This is a genomic window from Hymenobacter antarcticus (genome assembly GCF_039539545.1).
Classification (GTDB): Bacteria; Bacteroidota; Bacteroidia; order Cytophagales; family Hymenobacteraceae; genus Hymenobacter; species Hymenobacter antarcticus.
On record NZ_BAABDI010000002.1, the window covers coordinates 280,712 to 299,982 of the forward strand.

Here is a 19,271-nt window from a genome sequence, read left to right on the forward strand (position 1 = left end):
GGTGGTCCTTACTCAATCACGAGTTTCGTAGTCCAACGTCCAGTTGCTGAGCGCAGTTCAATTACGTAGAGGCCCGGCGCGGGGCGCGGCGCACCGGCCAACAGCGGCAGGGTTTGGCGGCCCACCCGGCCCGCTATCTGCCGGGCGGGTAGCACCTGCCGGCCCAGCACATCGGTGAGGCGCAGCTCAACCAGGCCCGCGGTGGGCAGCGTGAGCTCAACCGTCGTTTCGGCCGTGAGCGGATTGGGGAACACGAGCAGCGACCCGCCCGCCCCGATGCTGCCCCGGCTGGCCAGCGCCGTAGCGGTGCCGATGGCCAGCTTATCGACATGTAAATTATTGCCACCGTTGCTAATCAGCTGCAGGCGCACCTGGAAGTTGCTGGTGTAGTAACTGGCCGGGATATCCAGTCGCAGCTGCTTCCAGTCGGAGGCCACCTTGGGCGTGAAGCCGTACACGCGCAGCGTGTCGCGGGTGTTCAGGTCGCCCGGAAAGTAGTTGCGCTGGTTCAGCCAGGTCAGGCCACAGTCGGTGCTGAACTGCACGCTGAGGTAGTCGTTGGCTGCGACGGGGCGCAGGGCGTAAGCGCGGTCAAAGGTGAGCACGGCCGGGTTGGCCGCCGAGTAGCCGCTCAGGTTGATATTGGGCGAGGCAATGCGGGTTTGGGTGCCCAGGGGCAGCAGCGAGCTGCGCACCACTACGCAGGCCGTGCCATCGCTGGCTTGCAGGCCGCCCGCCGTGTTCACCATACGCGTCCAGCGGGCCGCGCCCGAAGTGGAGGTCGACGAATGCTCCCAGTTGCGCAGGTCGGGGGCCGCGAAGTTGTTCGGAAAGGCGCTGTTCTCAAACGACTCGGCCACCGGGCCGGTCAGGCCGGCATTGCCACCCGTCACCTGAATCAGGCTGTTGCGGGTAGTGGTGCCGCTGCCGCCGGCCGTGGTCACGGTCAGCGTCACGCCGTAAATCCCGCCGTTGGGATAGGTCACCACGGGGTTGGTCAGGCTGGAAGTGGCGGGCACGCCCCCCGGAAACTGCCAGGCGTAGCTAACCCCGCCTCCGGTGAGCGTCGCATTGTAGGAGTAGTCGGTAAAAGCAACTGCCGACCCCTGGCAAACCACCGTGGCCGCAGGCCGAAACGCCACCACGGGCGCGCAGGCCCCACCCACGAAGCCGTCGTTGGTGCCGGTGGCCAGCAGGTTGGCGGGGGTGGTGAGCCGCTGCCGGCAGCTCTGTTGCAGCGAGGCCCGCATCACGGCGCGCTGGCCCAGCGTGAACATGCGCGAGCAGCTCGCATAATCCATGTAGTTCTGCGTGTTGGCCAGCACGGGCTGCCCGGTCTGCGGGTCGGTGCAGGGCGCGAAGGCCAGGTTGCAGCCACTTTGGGCCCCGGTGGTGTTGGGCGTGTCGGCAATGCCGTCGTCGGTGCCGCAGTTGCTGGGCAGGCCCGGCGTGTTGCTGCCGCCCCAGGTGTGGGGCAGGCCAAAGTAGTGGCCGATTTCGTGGGTCATCGAGCGCACCGCCAGGTTGCCGCCGCCCGACGTGCCGATGCTGCCAAACTGCGCGTTGCGAATCACGATGCCATCCACGCTGCCGCCCGAGCAGGGCAGGTAGGCGTAGCCGCCGGCCCCGTTGGCACTGGTACAAATCCAGACGTTCAAATACTTGCCCTGGTCCCACTTGATGAGATTCTTCACCCGGTCGTCGCCGATATTCGTGTCCGTCGAATAAGTGCGGGTGATACCCGTGGTGCAGTTGCCGGAAGGGTCGAGCTGGGCCAGCTTCATTTTGAAGCCAACGTTGGCGTAGCGCGGCCGAAAAAACGAAATGACATCGGCCGTGTCGCGGTTGGTTTTGCCGAAGTCCTCATTGATAATCCGCATGGCATCCAGCACCTGCGCGTCCGAGATATTGCTGCTGCCGCCGGTGTGAATGATGTGCATCACCACGGGCACCGTCACGTCGGGCGTGGCCAGTAGGCGGGCCTGGGCGGCGGGGCTCATCTGCGCCACTTCCCGCAGAAACACCTTGTAGGCCAGCTCCGAACCCGGCTGCCGGGCAAAGGCCGCCTGTTGGGCGCTATCGAAGGCGCAGCGGATGTCGGTGCGGTGTTCGGGGTAGGCGCGGGTCACGCCTTCGGGCGTTTGCGCGGCGGCCGCGTGGGCCAGGGTCATCACTCCAGCTCCCAGCAACCAGCGCCGGGAAGCGCGTAACATTTTCAGCATAAACAGGATAAAAGTGGGCTTATTTCGTTGGCCGCCGGTCTGGGCCGACTGAGCCGCGCCCTGAAGCGCGGGGTTTCCCGGCGGAACCTAACGGGAAGCAAGTTACGAGGCCCAAGGGCAAGCACAATGATGGACTTACTTCGGCCAGCCCCCGGCCCCCAGCAGGGGCACAAACCGGAACTCCTCAAACTCTTCCCGCACGAATGATTCCGGCCCTTCGCGGGTCACGCGCACCATGCGCTGGCGCTGGCTGTCGCCCACCGGAATCACCATGCGGCCGCCCACCCGCAGCTGCCGCAGCAGGGCCGGCGGCAGGCCCGGCGCCCCGGCCGTCACCAGAATTCCATCGAACGGGGCGCGGGCGGGCAGGCCCACCGAGCCGTCGCCGCAGTGCAGGTGCGCCCCGTCCGCGCCCAGGGCGGCCAGCCGCTGCCGGGTACGGGCAAAGAGCACCTCGTTGAACTCAATGCTGTCGACGTGGGGCGTGAGGCGCAGCAGCACCGCGCATTGGTAGCCCGAGCCGGTTCCGATTTCGAGGACGTGGTCGGTGGGCCGCACGCCCAGCAGCTGCGTTTGAAAGGCGACGGTGTAGGGCTGCGAGATGGTCTGGCCCTCGCCAATGGGAAAGGCCTTGTCCTGATAAGCGTGGGCCTCGAAGGCGGGCTCGAAAAACAAGTGGCGCGGCACGGCCCCGAGCGCCGCCAGCACCCGCTCGTCGTGGATGCCCTTTTGGCGCAGCTCGCGCAGCAGTGCCCGCCGCTGGCCCTGGTGGCGGTATGTGTCCTGAAGTGGTGAGATGGCGCGGAGATAAAAGGATGAACTCAAAAGGAAGATGGGGCCAGTCCGAAAATTTCAGTTCTTTGCCCGGGGCTACGCCCGACAACAACCCGCAGGCTCCTACCTTTGCCAAGCGCGGGGCCTTTCCATAAGCCGCGAAAATACTACCCAATTCGTCGTTTTGCAGCTAATTCGTCGCTTTCAGTACATCAAGCTCGTGGCCGCCGACTTTGGGGCGGCGCTGGTGGCATGGATGTGTTTTTACCTCGTTCGCAAATACTTGCTCAACGAGCTGACGGGCTACCGATTCACCGAAGGGGCATTGTTCGACCTCACCGGCTCGGCCGTGTTCATCGCCGTATTCTGGACCGTGCTCTACGTTCTGGTGGGCGAGTACCGCGACATCTACCGCAAGTCGCGCCTGGCCGAAATCATCCGCCTGGCGCGGGTATCGGTGCTCGGGGCGGTGGTTATCTTCTTCACGCTGCTGCTCGACGACCAGGGGGTGATGAACTACCGGGCTTACTATAAGACGTTTACCGCCTACTACCTGCTGCATTTCTTCATCACGGCCATCCTGCGCACTTGGGCCGTGAGCAGCGTGCAGCGCACGATTTACAAGGGGCGGATTTCGTTTCCCACGCTGCTGGTTGGCTCCAATGCCTTGGCCCTGAATACGTTTCATGAGCTCACGCGCACCAGCCGCCACCTGGGCTTGCGCCTGATTGGTTTCGCGCCCGTGGGCGACACCGTGGACCCCGGCCTGGCGGCCGAGCTGCCGGCCAAAGGTTCCTACCAGCGCCTGCCGGCCCTGGTGCGGGCTCTCAAAGTCGAGCAGATTGTCATCGCCATCGAGCCCAGCGAGCACCTGCTGATTCAGGATATTCTGGCCTTGCTGGAAGGAACCCCGGCCCGCGTCAGCATCCTGCCCGACTTGTACCAGATGCTGCTGGGGTCGGTGAAAGTCAACCACTTATTCGGTACGCCGCTCATCGAAATCAAGCAGGACCTGCTGCCGGTGTGGCAGGTAGTCCTCAAGCGCGTGATTGACGTGGTGGGCTCAGCCCTGTTTCTGCTGCTGGCCTGGTGGGTGTACGCCTTCACGGCCGTGATGGTGAAGCTGTCGTCGCCCGGCCCGATATTCTACCGGCAGGTGCGAATTGGTCGTAATGGTCTGCCATTCAACATCATCAAGTTTCGCTCGATGTTCACCGACGCCGAGAAGCTGGGCCCGGCCCTGAGCTCGGACCACGACCCGCGCATCACCAAATGGGGCCGCTTCATGCGCAAGGTGCGCCTCGACGAGCTGCCCCAGTTCTGGAACGTCATCAAGGGCGACATGAGCATCGTGGGCCCGCGCCCGGAACGCCAGTTTTTCATCGACCAGATTATGAAAATCGCGCCCCACTACCGCCACCTGCACCGCGTGCGCCCCGGCCTCACCTCGCTGGGCCAGGTGAAATACGGCTACGCCGAAACCGTGGCTCAGATGGTCGAACGGCTCAAATTCGATATTCTTTACATCGAAAATATGAGCCTGGCCATGGATTTTCGGGTGCTGCTGTACACGCTGAAGATTATCATGGAAGGACGCGGGAAATAATGGTTAGTGGTTAACGGTTAGTGATTAATGACGAGTGTTTCTGTCTGAAAATCACTCATCACTAACCGTTAACCACTAACCACTAAGCGAAGCCTTACCTTTGCGTTCGCCGGCCGGAACCATTCAAGCTCCGGGCGAATTGCACCACCTATGAATACCGAAGTAAAAGGACGGGTACTCGTCGCGATGAGCGGCGGAATTGACTCCAGCGTAGCCGCCGTGCTGCTGCACGAGCAAGGCTACGAAGTAGTCGGGATGACGATGAAAACCTGGGATTACGCCAGCGCCGGCGGCTCCAAGAAAGAAACTGGCTGCTGCTCACTCGACAGCATCAACGATGCCCGCGACATTGCCGTGCAGCTCGGCTTCCCGCATTATATCATTGATATCCGGGACGAGTTCGGCGATTTTGTCATTGATAATTTCACCGACGAATACCTCGCCGGCCGCACCCCCAATCCCTGCGTGCTCTGCAATACCCACATCAAGTGGGATGCCCTGCTGCGCCGCGCCGACCAGCTCGGCTGCGAGTTCATCGCCACCGGCCACTACGCCAACATCCGGAAAGATGCCGAAACCGGCCGCTTCGTGGTGAGCAAGGGCCTCGACGAAAACAAGGACCAAAGTTATGCCCTGTGGGGCGTGAGCCAGGCCAGCTTGAGCCGCACGCTGTTCCCGCTGGGCGGCATGCGCAAAACCGAAATCTATGACGAAGCCCGCCGGCGCGGGTTCACCGAGCTGGTGAACAAGCCCGAGAGCTACGAAATCTGCTTTATCCCCGACAACGACTACCGGGGCTTCCTGCGCCGGCGCGTGCCGGGCCTGGAGGCCCGCGTGGCCGGCGGCAACTTCGTGACCAAAAACGGCCGCGTGATTGGTAAGCACGAGGGCTACCCGTTCTACACCATCGGGCAGCGCAAGGGGCTGGGCGTGGCCCTGGGCTACCCGGCGTTCGTGCTCGAAATCCGACCCGATACCAACGAAGTGGTGCTGGGCAACTACGAGGAGCTGGCCAGCACGGCCACCGTGGTGGGCAAGTTTAATATGGGCAAACAGGCCAGCCTGCTCGGCCAGGGCCTGGTGCCGGCCGTGGTGAAAGTGCGCTACAACCACGACGGCGCGCCCGCGTTTCTGGAAGAAGTGGACGGCAAAATCCGCGTGTATTTCGAGGAGCCCGTGCACGCCATCACGCCCGGCCAGGCCGCCGTATTCTATGACGGGCAGGATGTGCTGGGCGGCGGCTGGATTGAGCGCCACGTAATCGGCGAATTCCCCTTACCTTTTACCGCCGCGGAAGCGAACCACTAACGCTTTTCACCGGTTTCTACCTTTCCCTGGCCGTGCTTATGTTTCGGATGCTATCAACGTTGAATCAGTGTTTTACCGCTCGCCGCCTGGCCTTTGCCGTCGTGGCGTTGGGCCTGAGCCTCACGGGCTGCAAGGATACCGTGGAAGTGTCGCCCGACTCGGGTAACGACTATTACCCGGTGGCGGTGGGAAACTTTTGGGTATACGCCGTGGCCGATACCACCTGGAATCTGGCCACGCCGTCGACGCCCAGCGTGCGCACGGCCACGGCTTTCCAGTTCAAGGAAACCATCACGGAAACCCTCACCGATGCGGCCGGCCAAAAAGCCTACCGCTTGGTGCGGGCCAAACGCCTGACCCCGGCCGATGCCTGGCGCAACGACAGCGTATTCATCCTCACGGCCAACCAGCAGTTCGTGGCCCTGACCCGCAACAACGCCCGTACGCTGGAGCTGATTTTCCCGGTGCGCGAGGGGCGGTCGTGGAATTTTAATGCCTTTAATAATAACTCGAATGACACGATAACGGCCGAAACGCGGCAGTATAGCCGCATCGGGCAGCCATTCACCACGGCTGCCGTGGCGGGCAGTCCGGCCATTGCGTACCCGGCCACGGTCACAACCACCAACACGGGTACGGCTGCTGATAATAACCTTATTAAGATTCTGAACTATCAGCAGATTTTTGCCAAAAAAGTAGGTCCGGTTTCACGTAAGCGTCGCAATCTGCAGCCCTATTATTACAACGGCCCGAGCGGCAACCCGATTTATGTCCCGGGCTCGTACTTCAGCGCCTCGGTTCGGCATGAAACCCTGATTGATTACGGCCCGCGCTAACGCCACGGCTTTCACTCCCTCACCTGTACGCTGTATTCTATGGTTTCCTCTACAACAAAGTGGCTGGTTGCGTTTTCGATGGTAGGGGCGTGGGTGGTGCTGGCGGCGTCCCCGGCCGCCGCGCAAGGCCCCGCGCGCCGGCACCTGGTGTATTTCCGGGATAAAGCCGGTACGCCGTATTCGGTCGCGCAGCCGCAGGCGTTTTTGTCGGCGCGGGCCATTACCCGCCGCACCCGCCAGGGCATTGCCGTGCTCCCCCGCGACCTGCCCGTGAACCCCGCCTACGTGAACCAGATACGTGGGCTGGCGGGTGGCCCGCGGGTGCTCTACACCTCGCGCTGGTTCAATGCCGCCGTTGTTTCCTGCGATTCGACCACCCTGACGCGGGTGTTGGCGCTGCCCATGGTGCGCAGCGCCAACACCCTCAACCGCCAGTTTGTGGCCAGCCCCGCGCCCACGGCCCCCGTGCAGGTGCCTGACGTGGCCGCCCGGGGCACCCTGGCCACCCGCGCCCAGTACGGCTCGGCCTATCGTCAGAACCAGCAAATTGGGGCCCTGGCCATGCACGACGCCGGTTTTCGGGGCGAAGGCATGCACATCGCCGTGTTCGATGCCGGTTTCCCCGGCGTAAACCAGATTTCGGCGTTGCAGCCCCTTTTTCAGCAGCAGCGCCTGGTGAGCACCCGCAACTTCGTGGATGGCGGCACCAGCGTATACCTGCGCAACAGCCACGGTACCAACTGCCTGTCGGCGATGGCGGGCAACCAGGCCGGCTTCTACATTGGCTCCGCGCCCCGGGCGGCCTACTCCCTGTGCATCACCGAAGACGTCGCTTCTGAGCATCGGGTGGAAGAAGCCAACTGGCTGGCGGCGGCCGAATTTGCCGATTCCAGCGGCGTCGATATCATCAGCTCGTCGCTCGGCTACACCACCTTCGACGCACCGTCGCCCTCCTACACCTATGCCGACATGAACGGCCGCAACGCCATCAGCTCGCGGGCCGCCACCATGGCCGCCCGCGTGGGTATGCTGGTGGTGAGTGCCGCCGGCAACGAAGGCGACGACCCCTGGCATTACATTTCGGCCCCGGCCGATGCCGACTCCATCATGTCCGTCGGGGCGGTCGATTCACTGGGAAATCACGCTTTTTTCAGCTCCTACGGCCCCACCGCCGATGGTCGCATCAAGCCTACGCTGGCGGCCATGGGCTTTGCGGCGGCGGTGCTTTCGCCCAACGGCTCGGCGTTCCGGGGCAGCGGCACTTCCTATGCCTGCCCCATTCTGGCGGGTATGGCGGCCGGCTTCTGGCAGGCCAATCCCACGCTCACGGCCCAGCAGGTGATTACGGCGCTCCGCGCCACGGCTTCGCAGGCCAGCAACCCCGATAATACCCTGGGCTACGGCATCCCCAACTTCCTTACCGCCTACAACCTACTGCATCCCAATGCGCCGCTGGCCACTACCGCCAGCCAGTTGAATGGCGGCGAACCACTGGGAATCTTCCCCAACCCCAACGGCGATGGCCCGCTGACCCTGGTGCTGCCGGTGGCGCTGCGCGGACAGGCCCTGCGCCTGCGGGTGCTCGATGCCCGGGGCGCAACAGTGGTGCAACAGGAGTTGCCCGCCGGCAGCAGCGGCGAGATTCCGCTGCGGCTGGGGCGGCTGGCCAAGGGGGTTTACACCTGCGAAGTGAGTGGAAGCAATACGCGACGAACGGTGAAATTTGTGCAGCAGTAACGGCTGTTCAGAAGCTGAAAAAGGGTGCTTCACGGCACCCTTTTTTATGTGATTTTAGCGGGGTGCAGGCTTGTTTGTGAGGGCATTTTTTCGTAATTTTAAAGCTCTAACCCACCCCATTTTAGTGCAGTAGCATGTTGCAAATGATGATTACCAAGCGCATCGGGCGCCGCCAGTTTCACTTCACGGTGCAGGGCAGTAACTTTCACGAAACCGTGGCCGAATACGACCGCCTGAGCTTTCCTGACGTGCCCACCTGCGGCCTCTGCGGCTCCGATAATCTGGACCTGACCAGCCGCGTGGCGCAGGACAAATTCAAGTACACTTCGGTGAAGTGCATCGACTGCCGGGGCGACCTCACCTTCGGCAAAACCCAAAAGGACGACCAGACAGTTTTCCTGCGCCGCCGCGAAAACGGCGACTTCGACTGGAAAGCCCTCGAAAAGGCCGATAAATAATCCTTTGGCCGGTTCTCCGGTTATTCTCTCGTCAACGCAAACGGCACTCTGGCTTCAGGGTGCCGTTCTTTGCGTCTGGAGTGGCCGGGGTTCGGTTCGGGTCCCCTCGTTCACTGCGTTTTACCTTATCCGACTAAATCCGCATTCATGTTTACTGGAATTATTGAAGCTCTGGGTACCATTGTAGCCGTTGAAAACCAAGGCAGTAATCGTCATTTCACCGTAGCCTCGCCCTTCGCGGTCGAATTGAAAATTGACCAGAGCGTGGCCCACGATGGCGTGTGCCTGACCGTGGTGGCCGTGGATGCCGCCGCCGGCACGCACGTTGTCACGGCCATTGATGAAACGATGCGCGTGACCAACCTGAGCCAGTGGGAGCCCGGCCGCCACGTCAACCTGGAGCGCTGCCTGGCCTCCAACGGCCGCTTCGACGGCCACATCGTGCAGGGCCACGTCGATGCCACGGCCACCTGCCTGAGCGTGACCGACCAGGCGGGTTCCTGGCTGTTCCGTTTCGGCCACGCGCCCGGCCCCGGCCGCCTCACCGTCGAAAAAGGCTCTATCTGCGTGAATGGCACCAGTCTCACCTGTTTCGAAAGCACCGATGAGGGCTTCACGGTGGCCATTATTCCCTACACGTATGAGCACACCAGCTTTCAGCAGCTGAAGGCTGGCGAAACGGTGAACCTGGAATTTGATATCGTGGGCAAGTACGTGGCCAGGCTATTGGGCCGGTAGCTGTCCGCTACCGTTCGCCGATTGAGTGGAAATACGATTTGGCCCGGTGCAGGGCTTTGGTATCGAGCTGAATGTCATTGGGGCGGGAGCCGGTGCCAAAGAGCAAGCCGCCCCAGTGCATCTGCATGTGGGCGGCGCTGAGTTTCAGGGAGTCTTCCAGAGGCTGGGCTTCGGGGCGCGCGCCACTGCTGGCGGTGATGGCCCACAAGGTTTTGCCGGTCATCTCGGTCCGAAAGTCCAGGCCGGGCGTGCGCAGCCAGGCACTCCAATGGTCCAGATACTGTTTGGCGGGCACGGACAGGCTGTACCAGTACAGCGGACTCACCAAAACCAGGTCGGTGGCTTGCATGGTGGCTTCCAGCAGCAGCCTGGCATTGCCCGATGGCGGCGAATAGACTCCGCTGTGGCGCAGGTCCATAAAATCGGGCAGGGGATGGTCGGGCAAGTACAGCCACTGCTGTTCGACGTGGGCCGGCAAGTGGTGCGCGGCACAGTACGCCAGCTGTTCGGTGTTGCCCAGGCGCCGCGTGCTGGACAGCAGAAACAGGAAGCGGCGGGCAGGAGTGTTCATGTGGAAGGAGGGAAGAAAGGAAGGAAGGCTACGCCCCGGGGGACCACCAGCGGGGAGCCAGCCGCTTGTAGAGAACTGCTCCCCCCCAACCCAAAAGCGCCCCTACGGTGGCCCCCCCGAGTACGTCGGTAGGATAGTGCGCGCCAAGGTACATTCGGCTGTAGGAAAGCAGCCCGGCCCAGATACAAACGCCCACTTTCAGCCCCCGGAAACGCTGCGTGGGCAACACCAGCGCCAGAAAAACGGCCAGCGCCACCGAATTGGCCGCGTGCGATGACAGAAAGCCGAACTGCCCGCCGCAGCCATCGGGCAGGCGCAGCAGCTGGCTCAGCGCCGCGTCGTGGCACGGCCGGGGGCGGGCAAAAAAGGGCTTGAACAAGCGGCTGGTAATGCTGTCGGCCAGGGCCACGGCCGCGATGACCAGCGGCAGCAGCAGCACGCCACGCCGCCGGAAATGGTAAATCAGCCAGCCGATGAGTAGCACGTAGGCCGGAAACCACACGGTGCGGTTGGAGGCGAAAACCATTATCGCGTCCAGCGCCGGGCTGTGGGCGCGGTTGATGGCCAGCAGCAGCTGGCGGTCGAGGGCCTGGAGGGAATTAAAAATTAAAAATTGAGAATTAAAAATGGGCATGATAGCAAGCCGGCGGGGTGGAGTTCTTTTTAATTTTTAATGCTCAATTTTTAATTGTTTCAGGCCAGCCAGTCAACGCCTTTGCGGAGCCAGCCCAACGTATTCGCCTCGGGGGTGCCGGCCGCGGGCGGGGCGGGGTTGTAGGCCCAGCCGGTGCGCGGGGGCAGGCTCATGAGGATGGATTCGGTGCGGCCGCCGGTTTCGAGGCCGAAGCGGGTGCCCCGGTCAAAGGCCAGGTTGAACTCGGCGTAGCGGGCGCGGCGCTGGCTTTGCCAGGCTTCTTCGCGCTCGGTGTAGGGCAGGGCGTAGTTGGCGGCCATCAGGCCGGTGAAGAACGGACCGAAAAGCTCGGCCACGTCGCGCATAAAGGCGAATAATTCCTCGGCGGTACCGTCCTGGCCCACCGTCAGTCTATCGTAGAAAATGCCGCCCACGCCCCGGGTTTCCTGGCGGTGGGGGAGGTAGAAATAGTCGTCGGCCCAGCGGGTGAACTTGGGGTAATAGGCCGGGTTGTGGCGGTCGCACACGGCGCGCAGCTGCGCGTGGAAGGCGCGGGCCTGGTTTTCGTCCACGTAAATCGGGGTCAAATCGATGCCGCCGCCGAACCAGGCTTCGCCGTTGCCGGCTTCGAAGTAGCGCACGTTCATGTGGATGATGGGCACGCGCGGACTGCGCGGGTGCAGCACCACGCTCACGCCGGTGGCGTAGAAATGCGGGTCGGGCATGTGCAGCTGGCGGGCGGCGGCCTCGCTCATTTCGCCCCACACGGCCGAAAAGCCGACGCCGCCTTTTTCGAGGATGCGCCCGTGCTCCAGCACTTTGGAGCGGCCGCCGCCGCCGCCCTCGCGCTGCCAGGCATCGGTGAGGAAGGTGGCCGGGCCGGCATCGGCGGTGGCGAGCTGCTGGCAGAGGCGGAGCTGAAAATCAGCCAGCCAGGCTTCAATTTCGGGGCGAATGGTGGGGGAGGGCATGAAGGGGTAGTTAGGAGTTAGGAGTTGAGAGTTAAGAGTTAAGAATTGGGAGTGAGTAGTTGGTAATCAATGGTGAGCAGCTCGTTCTTCAATTGCGCACTCTTAACTCTTAACTCTCAACCCCTAACTCTTAACCCGATAAACTCCCCGCTCTTAACTCCACAAAGATACGGACGGGGGCGCGGGGCGTACTTTTGCAGTCTCACCCGCCCCGTGTTCCCGATGTCTGATTTTGCTGCGCCCGCCGCTTCCGATACCACCGACTTCTCCAATCCCCGCGTAGCGGCCGCTGCGGCTGCCGCCGCCGCGGCCTTTACCGCGCCTGCCGCGCCCGCCGCCGATATCGCCCTGCTGGCCCGCGCTTACGGCCTGATGCACACCGCCGCCGAAATGGCCGCCCTGTTTGAAGAAGAAAAAACCGTGGCCTCGCGCTACGTGCACGCCACTGCCCGGGGCCACGAGGCCGTGCAGCTGGCCGCCGCCTTCCTGCTCACCGAAACCGACTATGCCGCGCCCTATTACCGCGACGACGCCCTGCTGCTGGGCCTGGGCCTGCGGCCGTATGAGCTCATGCTCCAGCTGTTGGCCAAGGCCGACGACCCCTTTAGCGGTGGGCGTACCTACTATTCGCACCCTTCGCTGCGGCGGGCGGGCATTCCGGTTATTCCCCATCAGAGCTCGGCCACGGGTATGCAGGCCATCCCGGCCACGGGCATGGCCCACGCGCTGGCTTATTTCGAAAGCCAGGGGCTGAAGTATCCGCGCAATGGCGAAGCGGGGGTGCAGGCCGCCAGCACCAAGCCGTTGGTACTGTGCTCCATCGGCGATGGGGCCATGACGGAGGGCGAGGTGGCCGAGGCCCTGCAAATGGCCATTTTGCACCAGCTGCCCATCATTTACCTGGTTCAGGATAATGACTGGGGCATCTCGGCCACCGGCCGCGAGATGCGGGCCATGAATGCCTACGAGTTTGCGGCCGGCTTCCCCGGCCTGCGCCGGATTCAGGTGGATGGGGCCGACGTGGAGTCGTCGCACGCCGGGCTGGCCGAGGCTTTTGCGCACGTGCGGGGGCGGCGCGGGCCGGTGCTCGTGCACGCCAAGTGCCCGCTGCTGGGCCATCACACCAGCGGCGTGCGCCGCGAATGGTACCGCAACGACCTGGCCACCCACCAGGCGCAGGACCCGCTGCCCCGCCTGCACCAGCGCCTACTGGCCCTGGGCCTGGCCCAACAAAAACTCGACGAGCTGCGGGCCCAGGCCCGCGCCACCGTGCGCGCCGACTGGGCCGAGGCCCTGGCCGCCCCCAACCCCGACCCCGCCACCTTCGCCGACCACGAGTTTGCGCCGCCCGCCGTGACGGCCGAAGCCGGCGAGCGCAGCCCCGCCGGAGCCGAAAAAGCCCTGATGGTGGATGCCGCCCTGCATACGGTGGACGATATTCTGCGCGAATTCCCCGAGGCCCTGTTCTATGGGCAGGACGTGGGCGGCGAGCTCGGCGGGGTGTTCCGCGAGGCCGCGCTGCTGGCCCGGAAGTACGGCGATGCCCGCGTGTTCAATACCCCCATTCAGGAGGCCTACATTGTGGGCAGCACGGCGGGCATGGCGGCGGTGGGCGCCCGGCCCATCGTCGAAATCCAGTTTGCCGACTACATCTGGCCCGCGCTCAATCAGCTGGTGGAGGAGCTGTCGAAATCCTGCTACCTCACCATGGGCAAGTTCCCGATTCCGGCGCTGATTCGGGTGCCCATCGGGGCCTATGGCGGGGGCGGGCCTTACCACTCGGGCTCCATTGAGAGCACGCTGCTCACCATTCGGGGCATTAAGGTGGTGTACCCGAGCAACGCGGCCGACATGAAGGGCCTCATGCGGGCCGCTTTCCTCGACCCCAACCCCGTTATCATGCTCGAACATAAGGGCCTGTACTGGAGCAAGGTGCCCGGCACCGAGGAGGCCAAAACCATCGAGCCCGCCACCGGCTACGTCATCCCGCTGGGGCAGGCCGCCATCGCCCAGGCCGCCGATGCTGAGAAGCTGCGCCGGGGCGAAACCGCCCTCGTCGTGACCTACGGCATGGGTGTGCATTGGGCCCGGGCCGCCAGCCGCGACTGGGTTGGCCAAATCGAAATCCTCGACCTGCGCACCCTCAATCCCCTCGATTTTGAGGCCGTCGTGGCCGGTACCCGTCGGCACGGCAAGGTACTGGTCCTCACCGAAGAGCCACTGATGAACAGCTTTGCCGAGAGCCTGGCCGGCCGCATTCAGCGCCACTGTTTCGAGGTGCTCGATGCCCCGGTATTCACCCTGGGCGCGGCCAACCTGCCCGCCATCGCCCTCAACGTGGAGCTGGAGAAGCAAATGCTGCCGAGCGCGGCCAAGGTATCGGTGGCGTTGGGCGAGCTACTGGGGTATTAAAGGCCTACCCGAATAGGCTAAAGAAGAACGTCATGCCGAGCGCAGCCGAGGCCCGTTTGCTGGCCGCAGTTTAGCGCGCAGCGCGTAACTGCTGGCCGAGGGTGAGGTGAGTCTGTGACTCACGACAATGGAGCCGCCTGGGGGATTTGGTCATGCCTTGCCGCTTTGCGACAGCGAGTTACAAACTCGCCTCATTTAGCGGCCAGCAGTTACGCGCTGCGCGCTAAACTGCGGCCAGCGGCCACGCCTTACCCAGCGGCCAGCGGCTAATTCCTGATTCCTCCTCAAGCGCCGCGTTAAAACGGGTAGCCAATACCCAGGTTGAAGGCAAGAGGATTGGCGCTGGTGTCGAAGTTGCGCAGGGCCCAGCGCTGGGCCGAGGGCGCGGTGGGGTCGTAGATTTTGGTGGCCACGTCGAGGCGGAGGATGAGGAAGGTGAAATCGAACCGAACGCCGAAGCCGGAGCCCACCGCGATTTGCTGGTAGAACTTGTTGAGCTGAAACTGGGCACCGGGCCGGAGGTAGTTGCCGTCCTTATCCTTGCCTTCCTGCAAGCCCCACACATTGCCAAAATCGGTAAACACCGCCCCTTTTATAAAGCTGTAGATGGGGAAGCGGTACTCGGCGCTGCCTTCGAGCAAGAGCTCGCCGGGCTGCTCGCTCAGGTAGTCGCGGGTGAGCTGCGGCTGGCCGTTGCTATCGCGCTCGGTGCGCAGGGGCGTGTAGCCGCCGGGCCCCAGGCGGCGTGGCGACCACGCCCGCAGGCTGGTGGAGCCCCCCGCGAAAAACGACCTGTCGTAGGGGATGATGAACTGAGTGGCCCCGGTGGTCGGGTCGGGGGTACGGGTGAGGGCGTGGACCACGCCGCCGTTGAGCCGCCACACGAAGTAAGTGTTGGGCGTGAGGTGGTGGTAGCGGCGGTAATCGGCGCTGAAGCGGGCAAAATTGTAGACGCTCAGGTCCGTTTTATCAAACAGCGCCTCCCGGTAGAGGCCGCGGGTGAGGCCGCCCAGCTCGGCAAACAGGCGCAGGTAGCGGGCATCGCGGGTTTCGTTGAAGTCGTTGGAATTGTAGAGCGAAGTGAAGCTGATGCTGGGCACAATCTGCTTGCTGAACGAGCGGAAGAGCGACGAGCCCTGCGTGGTCTGGAGTGAGTCGAGCAGCTTCCTGAAGACGCTGTCAACCCTGATGGTATTGACCAGGTTGATAACCACCGGCGAAAAAACATACTGGTGGTAAGCCGAGCGCTGCCAGATGTAGTCGTAGGTGAACTCGAAGTTGGAGCGGGTGTACTCGGGCCGGTCCACGAAGGTTTCCGAGAGGGAGAAGCGCGTTTTGGGGTTGTAGCGGGTGAGGAATCTGTTGGGCCGGAAGGGAATCAGGAACTGCGGCAGCACCAGGCTGGCCGTGGCCCCGAGCTGGGTGGTGTACACGGCGGGCGTGGCTTCGCTGTTGCCGCCGGCTATGCGGGTGAGCTGGCCCTCGAAGCCGGCCCGCACGCCCAACTCCAGCACCTCGGCCCCGCCAAAGGGATTGCGGGTTTTGAGGCGCAGATTGATGAAGGGCCCCGGCAGGTAGGCCACGTAGGTGACCCCGCCCTCCACGGTTTCGCCGAATTTGGGTGCGGGCGACGCATTGATGACCGCTACCAATTCTCCGGTGCTCGGGTGCAGGCCGGTGCTGTCGGCGGCGGGCGGGTCGGGCACCTTGCGGTAGTTCACGGTATTGAACCGGAACATGTCGAGGTCGGCCAGCTGGCGCTGGGTTTGCAGGGTGCGGGCCAGGCTGTAGCGCTGGCCGGGGCGCACCATTACCTTGCGGGCCAGCAGGCTGGTGCTGTACTTCTGCTCGTAGGCCGCGAAGCTGACCGAATCCGTCACGACGGTATCGGCGCGCACGCCCAGGCTGGGGCGGGCGGGCTGCCCGCCGGGCGTGCCGGCGCGGCGCAGGGTGTCGCCGGTGGCACTGCGCAGGGTGCGGCCCACGCCGGCATCGGTCACGAAGCGCACGCGGCGCAGGCTATACACGCGGTGGCCCTGGCCGGGGCCGGGGTTGGCAATGAGGGTGCGCAGCCGCACCCGGAACTTGTCGTAGCTGGTGTCGGCCTCGAAGGTGATGTACTGCTGACGGAAATCGAAGTAGCCGGCATTTTTCAGCAGCGTTTCGAGGCGGGTGCGCTCCTGGCCAATCAGCGCTTCGTTGTAGCGCTCCTTATCCTTGAGCAAGCTGGCACCCGAGCCCTGCCGCACCACGGCCGCCACCCCCGAATCGGGAATGCTGGCTGGCTGCAGCTGGGTGAGGAAGGGCTGATTTTCAGCGATGTTGTAGGTCACCGTGACGCGCCGGTACTTTTTGGCGGCATCCAGGGAGTCGGGCTTGCCGGGAAATACCGCGCCCACGGCACCCAGCGCCCGCAGCACGGGGCCCCGCCGGTAGCGGGCCGTATCGGTAGCCGCCACACGTGCCCGAAAAAAGCCCTGCGCGTGCAGGTACGTCGTCATTTGCTCGGCCGAACGACGGGTCAGAGCCGAGTCGTACACCACCGGAGCCTCACCCAGGCGCATGATGGCATTGCCCTTGTCGAGCGCCAGCTGCTTGCGGTTTATCCGGCGCTCGCGCTGGGCCAGCAGCTTGCCCAGCCTGGCCGAGTCGGTGCCGGCCGCTTTCATACTGGCCAGGTAAGTGGCCTGAATGTCGCGCAGCTTATTGTTGATGCGGGCCGAGTCATAAAACCGGTAGCCCAGCTGGTAGATGGCCAGCTTGGGCAGCGGGAAACTGGTGTTGGGTTTTTGCTGGGCCAGCGCGGTGAGCCGTTCTTTGTCGGCTTGTTCCACCCCCTTGATTTCCACCCGGCTGAGTAGACGCTGGTTGGGTCGCAGCAGGCCAAATGGCGAGCAGGCGGCCAGCAGCGTGAGGCCCAGCACCGGGGCCATGCGCCAGCCCAGCCCGCCCAAAGGCCGTAGCTTCGATGTATAGTTAGCTAACAATGGTTTCAAAAGCACTTGGCAAATACGTGCAGTCTCTGCACCAAAAGAAGTATCGGCAGCGCCACGGCGCCTTTCTGGTAGAAGGTGGCAAAAGCGTGCTCGAGCTGCTAAGTTCCGACCTGGAAACGGAACACCTGCTGGTCACGGCCGAATTTGCTTCCCAAAATCATGCCCGCCTCCCGGCCCGCCTGCCCCTGAGCATGGCCACCGAGGCCGAGCTGACCCAGCTGGGCACGCTGGCCACCAACACCACCGCCCTGGCCGTGGCCCGCCTGCCCCAAGAAAAACCGCTGCTCCCAACGCTGCCCGAAGCGGCCTTATTGCTCGCCCTAGACGAAGTGCGCGACCCCGGCAACCTGGGCACGCTCCTGCGCCTGGCCGACTGGTACGGCCTGCCCGGCGTGGTGCTCAGCCCCGGCTGCGCCGATGCGTACGCGCCCAAAACCGTGGCCGCCACCATGGGCGCGTTTGCCCGGGTGCGGGTCTGGGAGCGCGACCTTAGTGAGTGGCTGCCCACGCTGCCGGCCGCCGTGGGCATTTTCGGAGCCGACCTGGCCGGCGACAACGTGCACCGACTCACTCTGCGTCCGGCCGGGGTGCTCGTTATGGGCAGCGAGTCGCACGGCCTCACGCCGGGCGTGGCGGCGGCCCTCACGCGGCGGCTGCACATTCCGCGCGGGGCCAGCGGCGGGGCCGAAAGCCTGAACGTGGCCATCTCGGCGGCTATTTTGCTGGATAATTTCTTTCGCAATCAGTAAGGGCAACGCTTGCAAAAGCTGTCACCGCTACGCAATCAAAAGGCCCGTCTCAGCATGAGACGGGCCTTTTGATTGAGCATTTGCCCGGTGCTGGCTAGTTGCCGGCGATGCGGATGCCGAAGCTCAGTACCTGGGTATCGGGGCCGGCTCCTTCTTTGAATAAGCCGTTCATGTTGTACTTCCCGAAAAACTCCAGGCCGCGGTAGCCAATCGTACCCTGCAAGCCATAGAGGAAGTTTTCCATGTTGTAGCTGCCATCCTCTTTTTCTTTGTTGGTCGAGCCCTCGTTGGTGTACTTGAGCTTGGTCCAGGACTTGATGCGGTAGCCGGCGAAGCCACCAGCGCTCAGCATGAGGGTGGGCTTGTAGTGCGAGTCGCGCAGCTGAAGCTGAAGCATCAGGGGCACGTTGATAGAGGAGGAAGCCAGCTTGGTCTTTTGGAACTGCCGGCCGTCGGTTTCGCGAATGACCATGGTGCGGCCATTGGCATCCAGCCACCGGTTGTTGCCGCTCAGCATGTAGTTGTTGAAAGAAATTTCGGGCCCGACCACAATGCTCATCGGGCTGCGCTTGCCGCCGAGGCGGGTCACAAAGTCAAGGCCAAGGTTAACGTAACGCGAGCCTTCGGTGCGCAGGTCCACCGACCCGGTTTCGCCAGGCAGTGTAATGGAGCGGGGTTTCTGGTTGACGAAGGCATTCAGGCCCAGGTCGAAAACAAAGTTGACACTGGTTGATTTGCGCTCAAGTTGTTTCAAACGGGTGGAATCGCGGTGCGCCTGGCGCTGCGCACCGGTTCTGTTGGTTTCCTTGGTATTGTAGGACTTCGTGCCATCCTGGTCAGTCGTCACCACCACGCCAAACGTCTTGTTCAGCATCACATCAACCCGGTTGGTATTCGCGGCTTTCTTACGGGTCGTGATGCGGATTTGCTCGGGTAGGTTCTTGCCGGGCTGGTCCTTGTCGGGGTAGAATTGCAGCGTCACCTGGTCGGTGGAGGCATCCTTGGCGGCCTTTTCAGCCTGGGTAATGTAGCCGGCCAGCCGCGAGGTGAGGGAGTCGAGCTGGTAATTCTTCATTTCGCGCAGCTGGGCCGCGTCGCGCACCGTCAGGGTGAGGGTGGCTTTGTTGGGCAGGCGCACCACAATGGTGTCTTTCACTGTGGCTGGGGTGGCCAGCGCGGTGGAGCGGGCCTCAGCCAGCCCGCCCACCAGTACCATCAGAAAAAAGGAGAGAAAAGCGCGTTGCATGATTTCTAAAAAA

The 19,271-nt window shown here is 63.4% G+C and carries 15 protein-coding genes; 8 read left to right on the plus strand and 7 right to left on the minus strand.

What is annotated here, in order from left to right:
- Nucleotides 1-8: 8 nt before the first annotated feature.
- Complete coding sequence (locus ABD819_RS03120; RefSeq protein ID WP_345120867.1) at nucleotides 9-2,222, minus strand: M43 family zinc metalloprotease; 2,214 nt, start codon at nucleotides 2,220-2,222, stop codon at nucleotides 9-11.
- Between the two features lie 135 nt (nucleotides 2,223-2,357).
- Nucleotides 2,358-3,047 (minus strand): protein-L-isoaspartate(D-aspartate) O-methyltransferase, encoded by a 690-nt coding sequence (locus tag ABD819_RS03125; protein WP_345120870.1) that lies wholly within the window; start codon nucleotides 3,045-3,047, stop codon nucleotides 2,358-2,360.
- A 133-nt stretch (nucleotides 3,048-3,180) separates the two neighbouring features.
- Here ABD819_RS03125 and ABD819_RS03130 point away from each other — a divergent pair, with 133 nt between their 5' ends.
- The 6 genes from ABD819_RS03130 (at nucleotide 3,181) to ABD819_RS03155 (ending at nucleotide 9,679) form a co-directional block, all read left to right on the plus strand.
- The gene (locus ABD819_RS03130) at nucleotides 3,181-4,602 is read left to right on the plus strand and encodes a sugar transferase (RefSeq protein ID WP_345120872.1); all 1,422 of its coding nucleotides are present in this window, start codon (nucleotides 3,181-3,183) and stop codon (nucleotides 4,600-4,602) included.
- A gap of 150 nt (nucleotides 4,603-4,752) precedes the next feature.
- Nucleotides 4,753-5,910 (plus strand): tRNA 2-thiouridine(34) synthase MnmA, encoded by a 1,158-nt coding sequence (mnmA, locus tag ABD819_RS03135; protein ID WP_345120874.1) that lies wholly within the window; start codon nucleotides 4,753-4,755, stop codon nucleotides 5,908-5,910.
- 59 nt (nucleotides 5,911-5,969) lie between these two features.
- A complete protein-coding gene (locus ABD819_RS03140; RefSeq protein WP_345120876.1) occupies nucleotides 5,970-6,746 on the plus strand; it encodes a hypothetical protein in 777 nt (258 codons plus the stop codon).
- Between the two features lie 39 nt (nucleotides 6,747-6,785).
- Nucleotides 6,786-8,483, plus strand: a complete 1,698-nt coding sequence (locus tag ABD819_RS03145) for a S8 family serine peptidase (RefSeq protein WP_345120878.1) — start codon at nucleotides 6,786-6,788, stop codon at nucleotides 8,481-8,483.
- A 143-nt stretch (nucleotides 8,484-8,626) separates the two neighbouring features.
- Nucleotides 8,627-8,941, plus strand: coding sequence for a hypothetical protein (locus ABD819_RS03150; RefSeq protein WP_345120880.1), 315 nt, complete (start codon nucleotides 8,627-8,629; stop codon nucleotides 8,939-8,941).
- Between the two features lie 147 nt (nucleotides 8,942-9,088).
- Nucleotides 9,089-9,679, plus strand: a complete 591-nt coding sequence (locus tag ABD819_RS03155; protein WP_345120882.1) for a riboflavin synthase — start codon at nucleotides 9,089-9,091, stop codon at nucleotides 9,677-9,679.
- A gap of 7 nt (nucleotides 9,680-9,686) precedes the next feature.
- Here ABD819_RS03155 and ABD819_RS03160 read toward each other — a convergent pair whose 3' ends face one another.
- Genes ABD819_RS03160 through hemF form a run of 3 tightly spaced genes read right to left on the minus strand, consistent with a single transcriptional unit; the run spans nucleotide 9,687 to nucleotide 11,855 of the window.
- Nucleotides 9,687-10,250 carry a flavodoxin family protein gene (locus tag ABD819_RS03160; protein WP_345120884.1) on the minus strand — a complete coding sequence of 188 codons (564 nt, stop codon included), beginning with the start codon at nucleotides 10,248-10,250 and terminating at the stop codon, nucleotides 9,687-9,689.
- Between the two features lie 28 nt (nucleotides 10,251-10,278).
- A complete protein-coding gene (locus ABD819_RS03165) occupies nucleotides 10,279-10,884 on the minus strand; it encodes a phosphatase PAP2 family protein (RefSeq protein ID WP_345120886.1) in 606 nt (201 codons plus the stop codon).
- Nucleotides 10,885-10,943: 59 nt separating this feature from the next.
- Nucleotides 10,944-11,855 carry an oxygen-dependent coproporphyrinogen oxidase gene (gene hemF, locus ABD819_RS03170; RefSeq protein WP_345120888.1) on the minus strand — a complete coding sequence of 304 codons (912 nt, stop codon included), beginning with the start codon at nucleotides 11,853-11,855 and terminating at the stop codon, nucleotides 10,944-10,946.
- Nucleotides 11,856-12,077: 222 nt separating this feature from the next.
- Between hemF and ABD819_RS03175 the strand changes: the two genes are divergently transcribed.
- Nucleotides 12,078-14,267 carry an alpha-ketoacid dehydrogenase subunit alpha/beta gene (locus tag ABD819_RS03175; RefSeq protein ID WP_345120890.1) on the plus strand — a complete coding sequence of 730 codons (2,190 nt, stop codon included), beginning with the start codon at nucleotides 12,078-12,080 and terminating at the stop codon, nucleotides 14,265-14,267.
- Between the two features lie 296 nt (nucleotides 14,268-14,563).
- On the opposite strand, the gene tamL is transcribed toward ABD819_RS03175, so the two are convergent.
- Nucleotides 14,564-17,263: a translocation and assembly module lipoprotein TamL gene (gene tamL, locus ABD819_RS03180; protein WP_345120892.1), complete on the minus strand. Its 2,700-nt coding sequence runs from the start codon at nucleotides 17,261-17,263 to the stop codon at nucleotides 14,564-14,566.
- Between tamL and ABD819_RS03185 the strand changes: the two genes are divergently transcribed.
- Nucleotides 17,254-18,012, plus strand: a complete 759-nt coding sequence (locus tag ABD819_RS03185) for an RNA methyltransferase (protein ID WP_345120894.1) — start codon at nucleotides 17,254-17,256, stop codon at nucleotides 18,010-18,012. The genes tamL and ABD819_RS03185 overlap by 10 nt on opposite strands.
- 94 nt (nucleotides 18,013-18,106) lie before the next feature.
- On the opposite strand, the gene ABD819_RS03190 is transcribed toward ABD819_RS03185, so the two are convergent.
- Complete coding sequence (locus ABD819_RS03190) at nucleotides 18,107-19,258, minus strand: outer membrane beta-barrel protein (protein ID WP_345120896.1); 1,152 nt, start codon at nucleotides 19,256-19,258, stop codon at nucleotides 18,107-18,109.
- Nucleotides 19,259-19,271 lie beyond the last annotated feature (13 nt).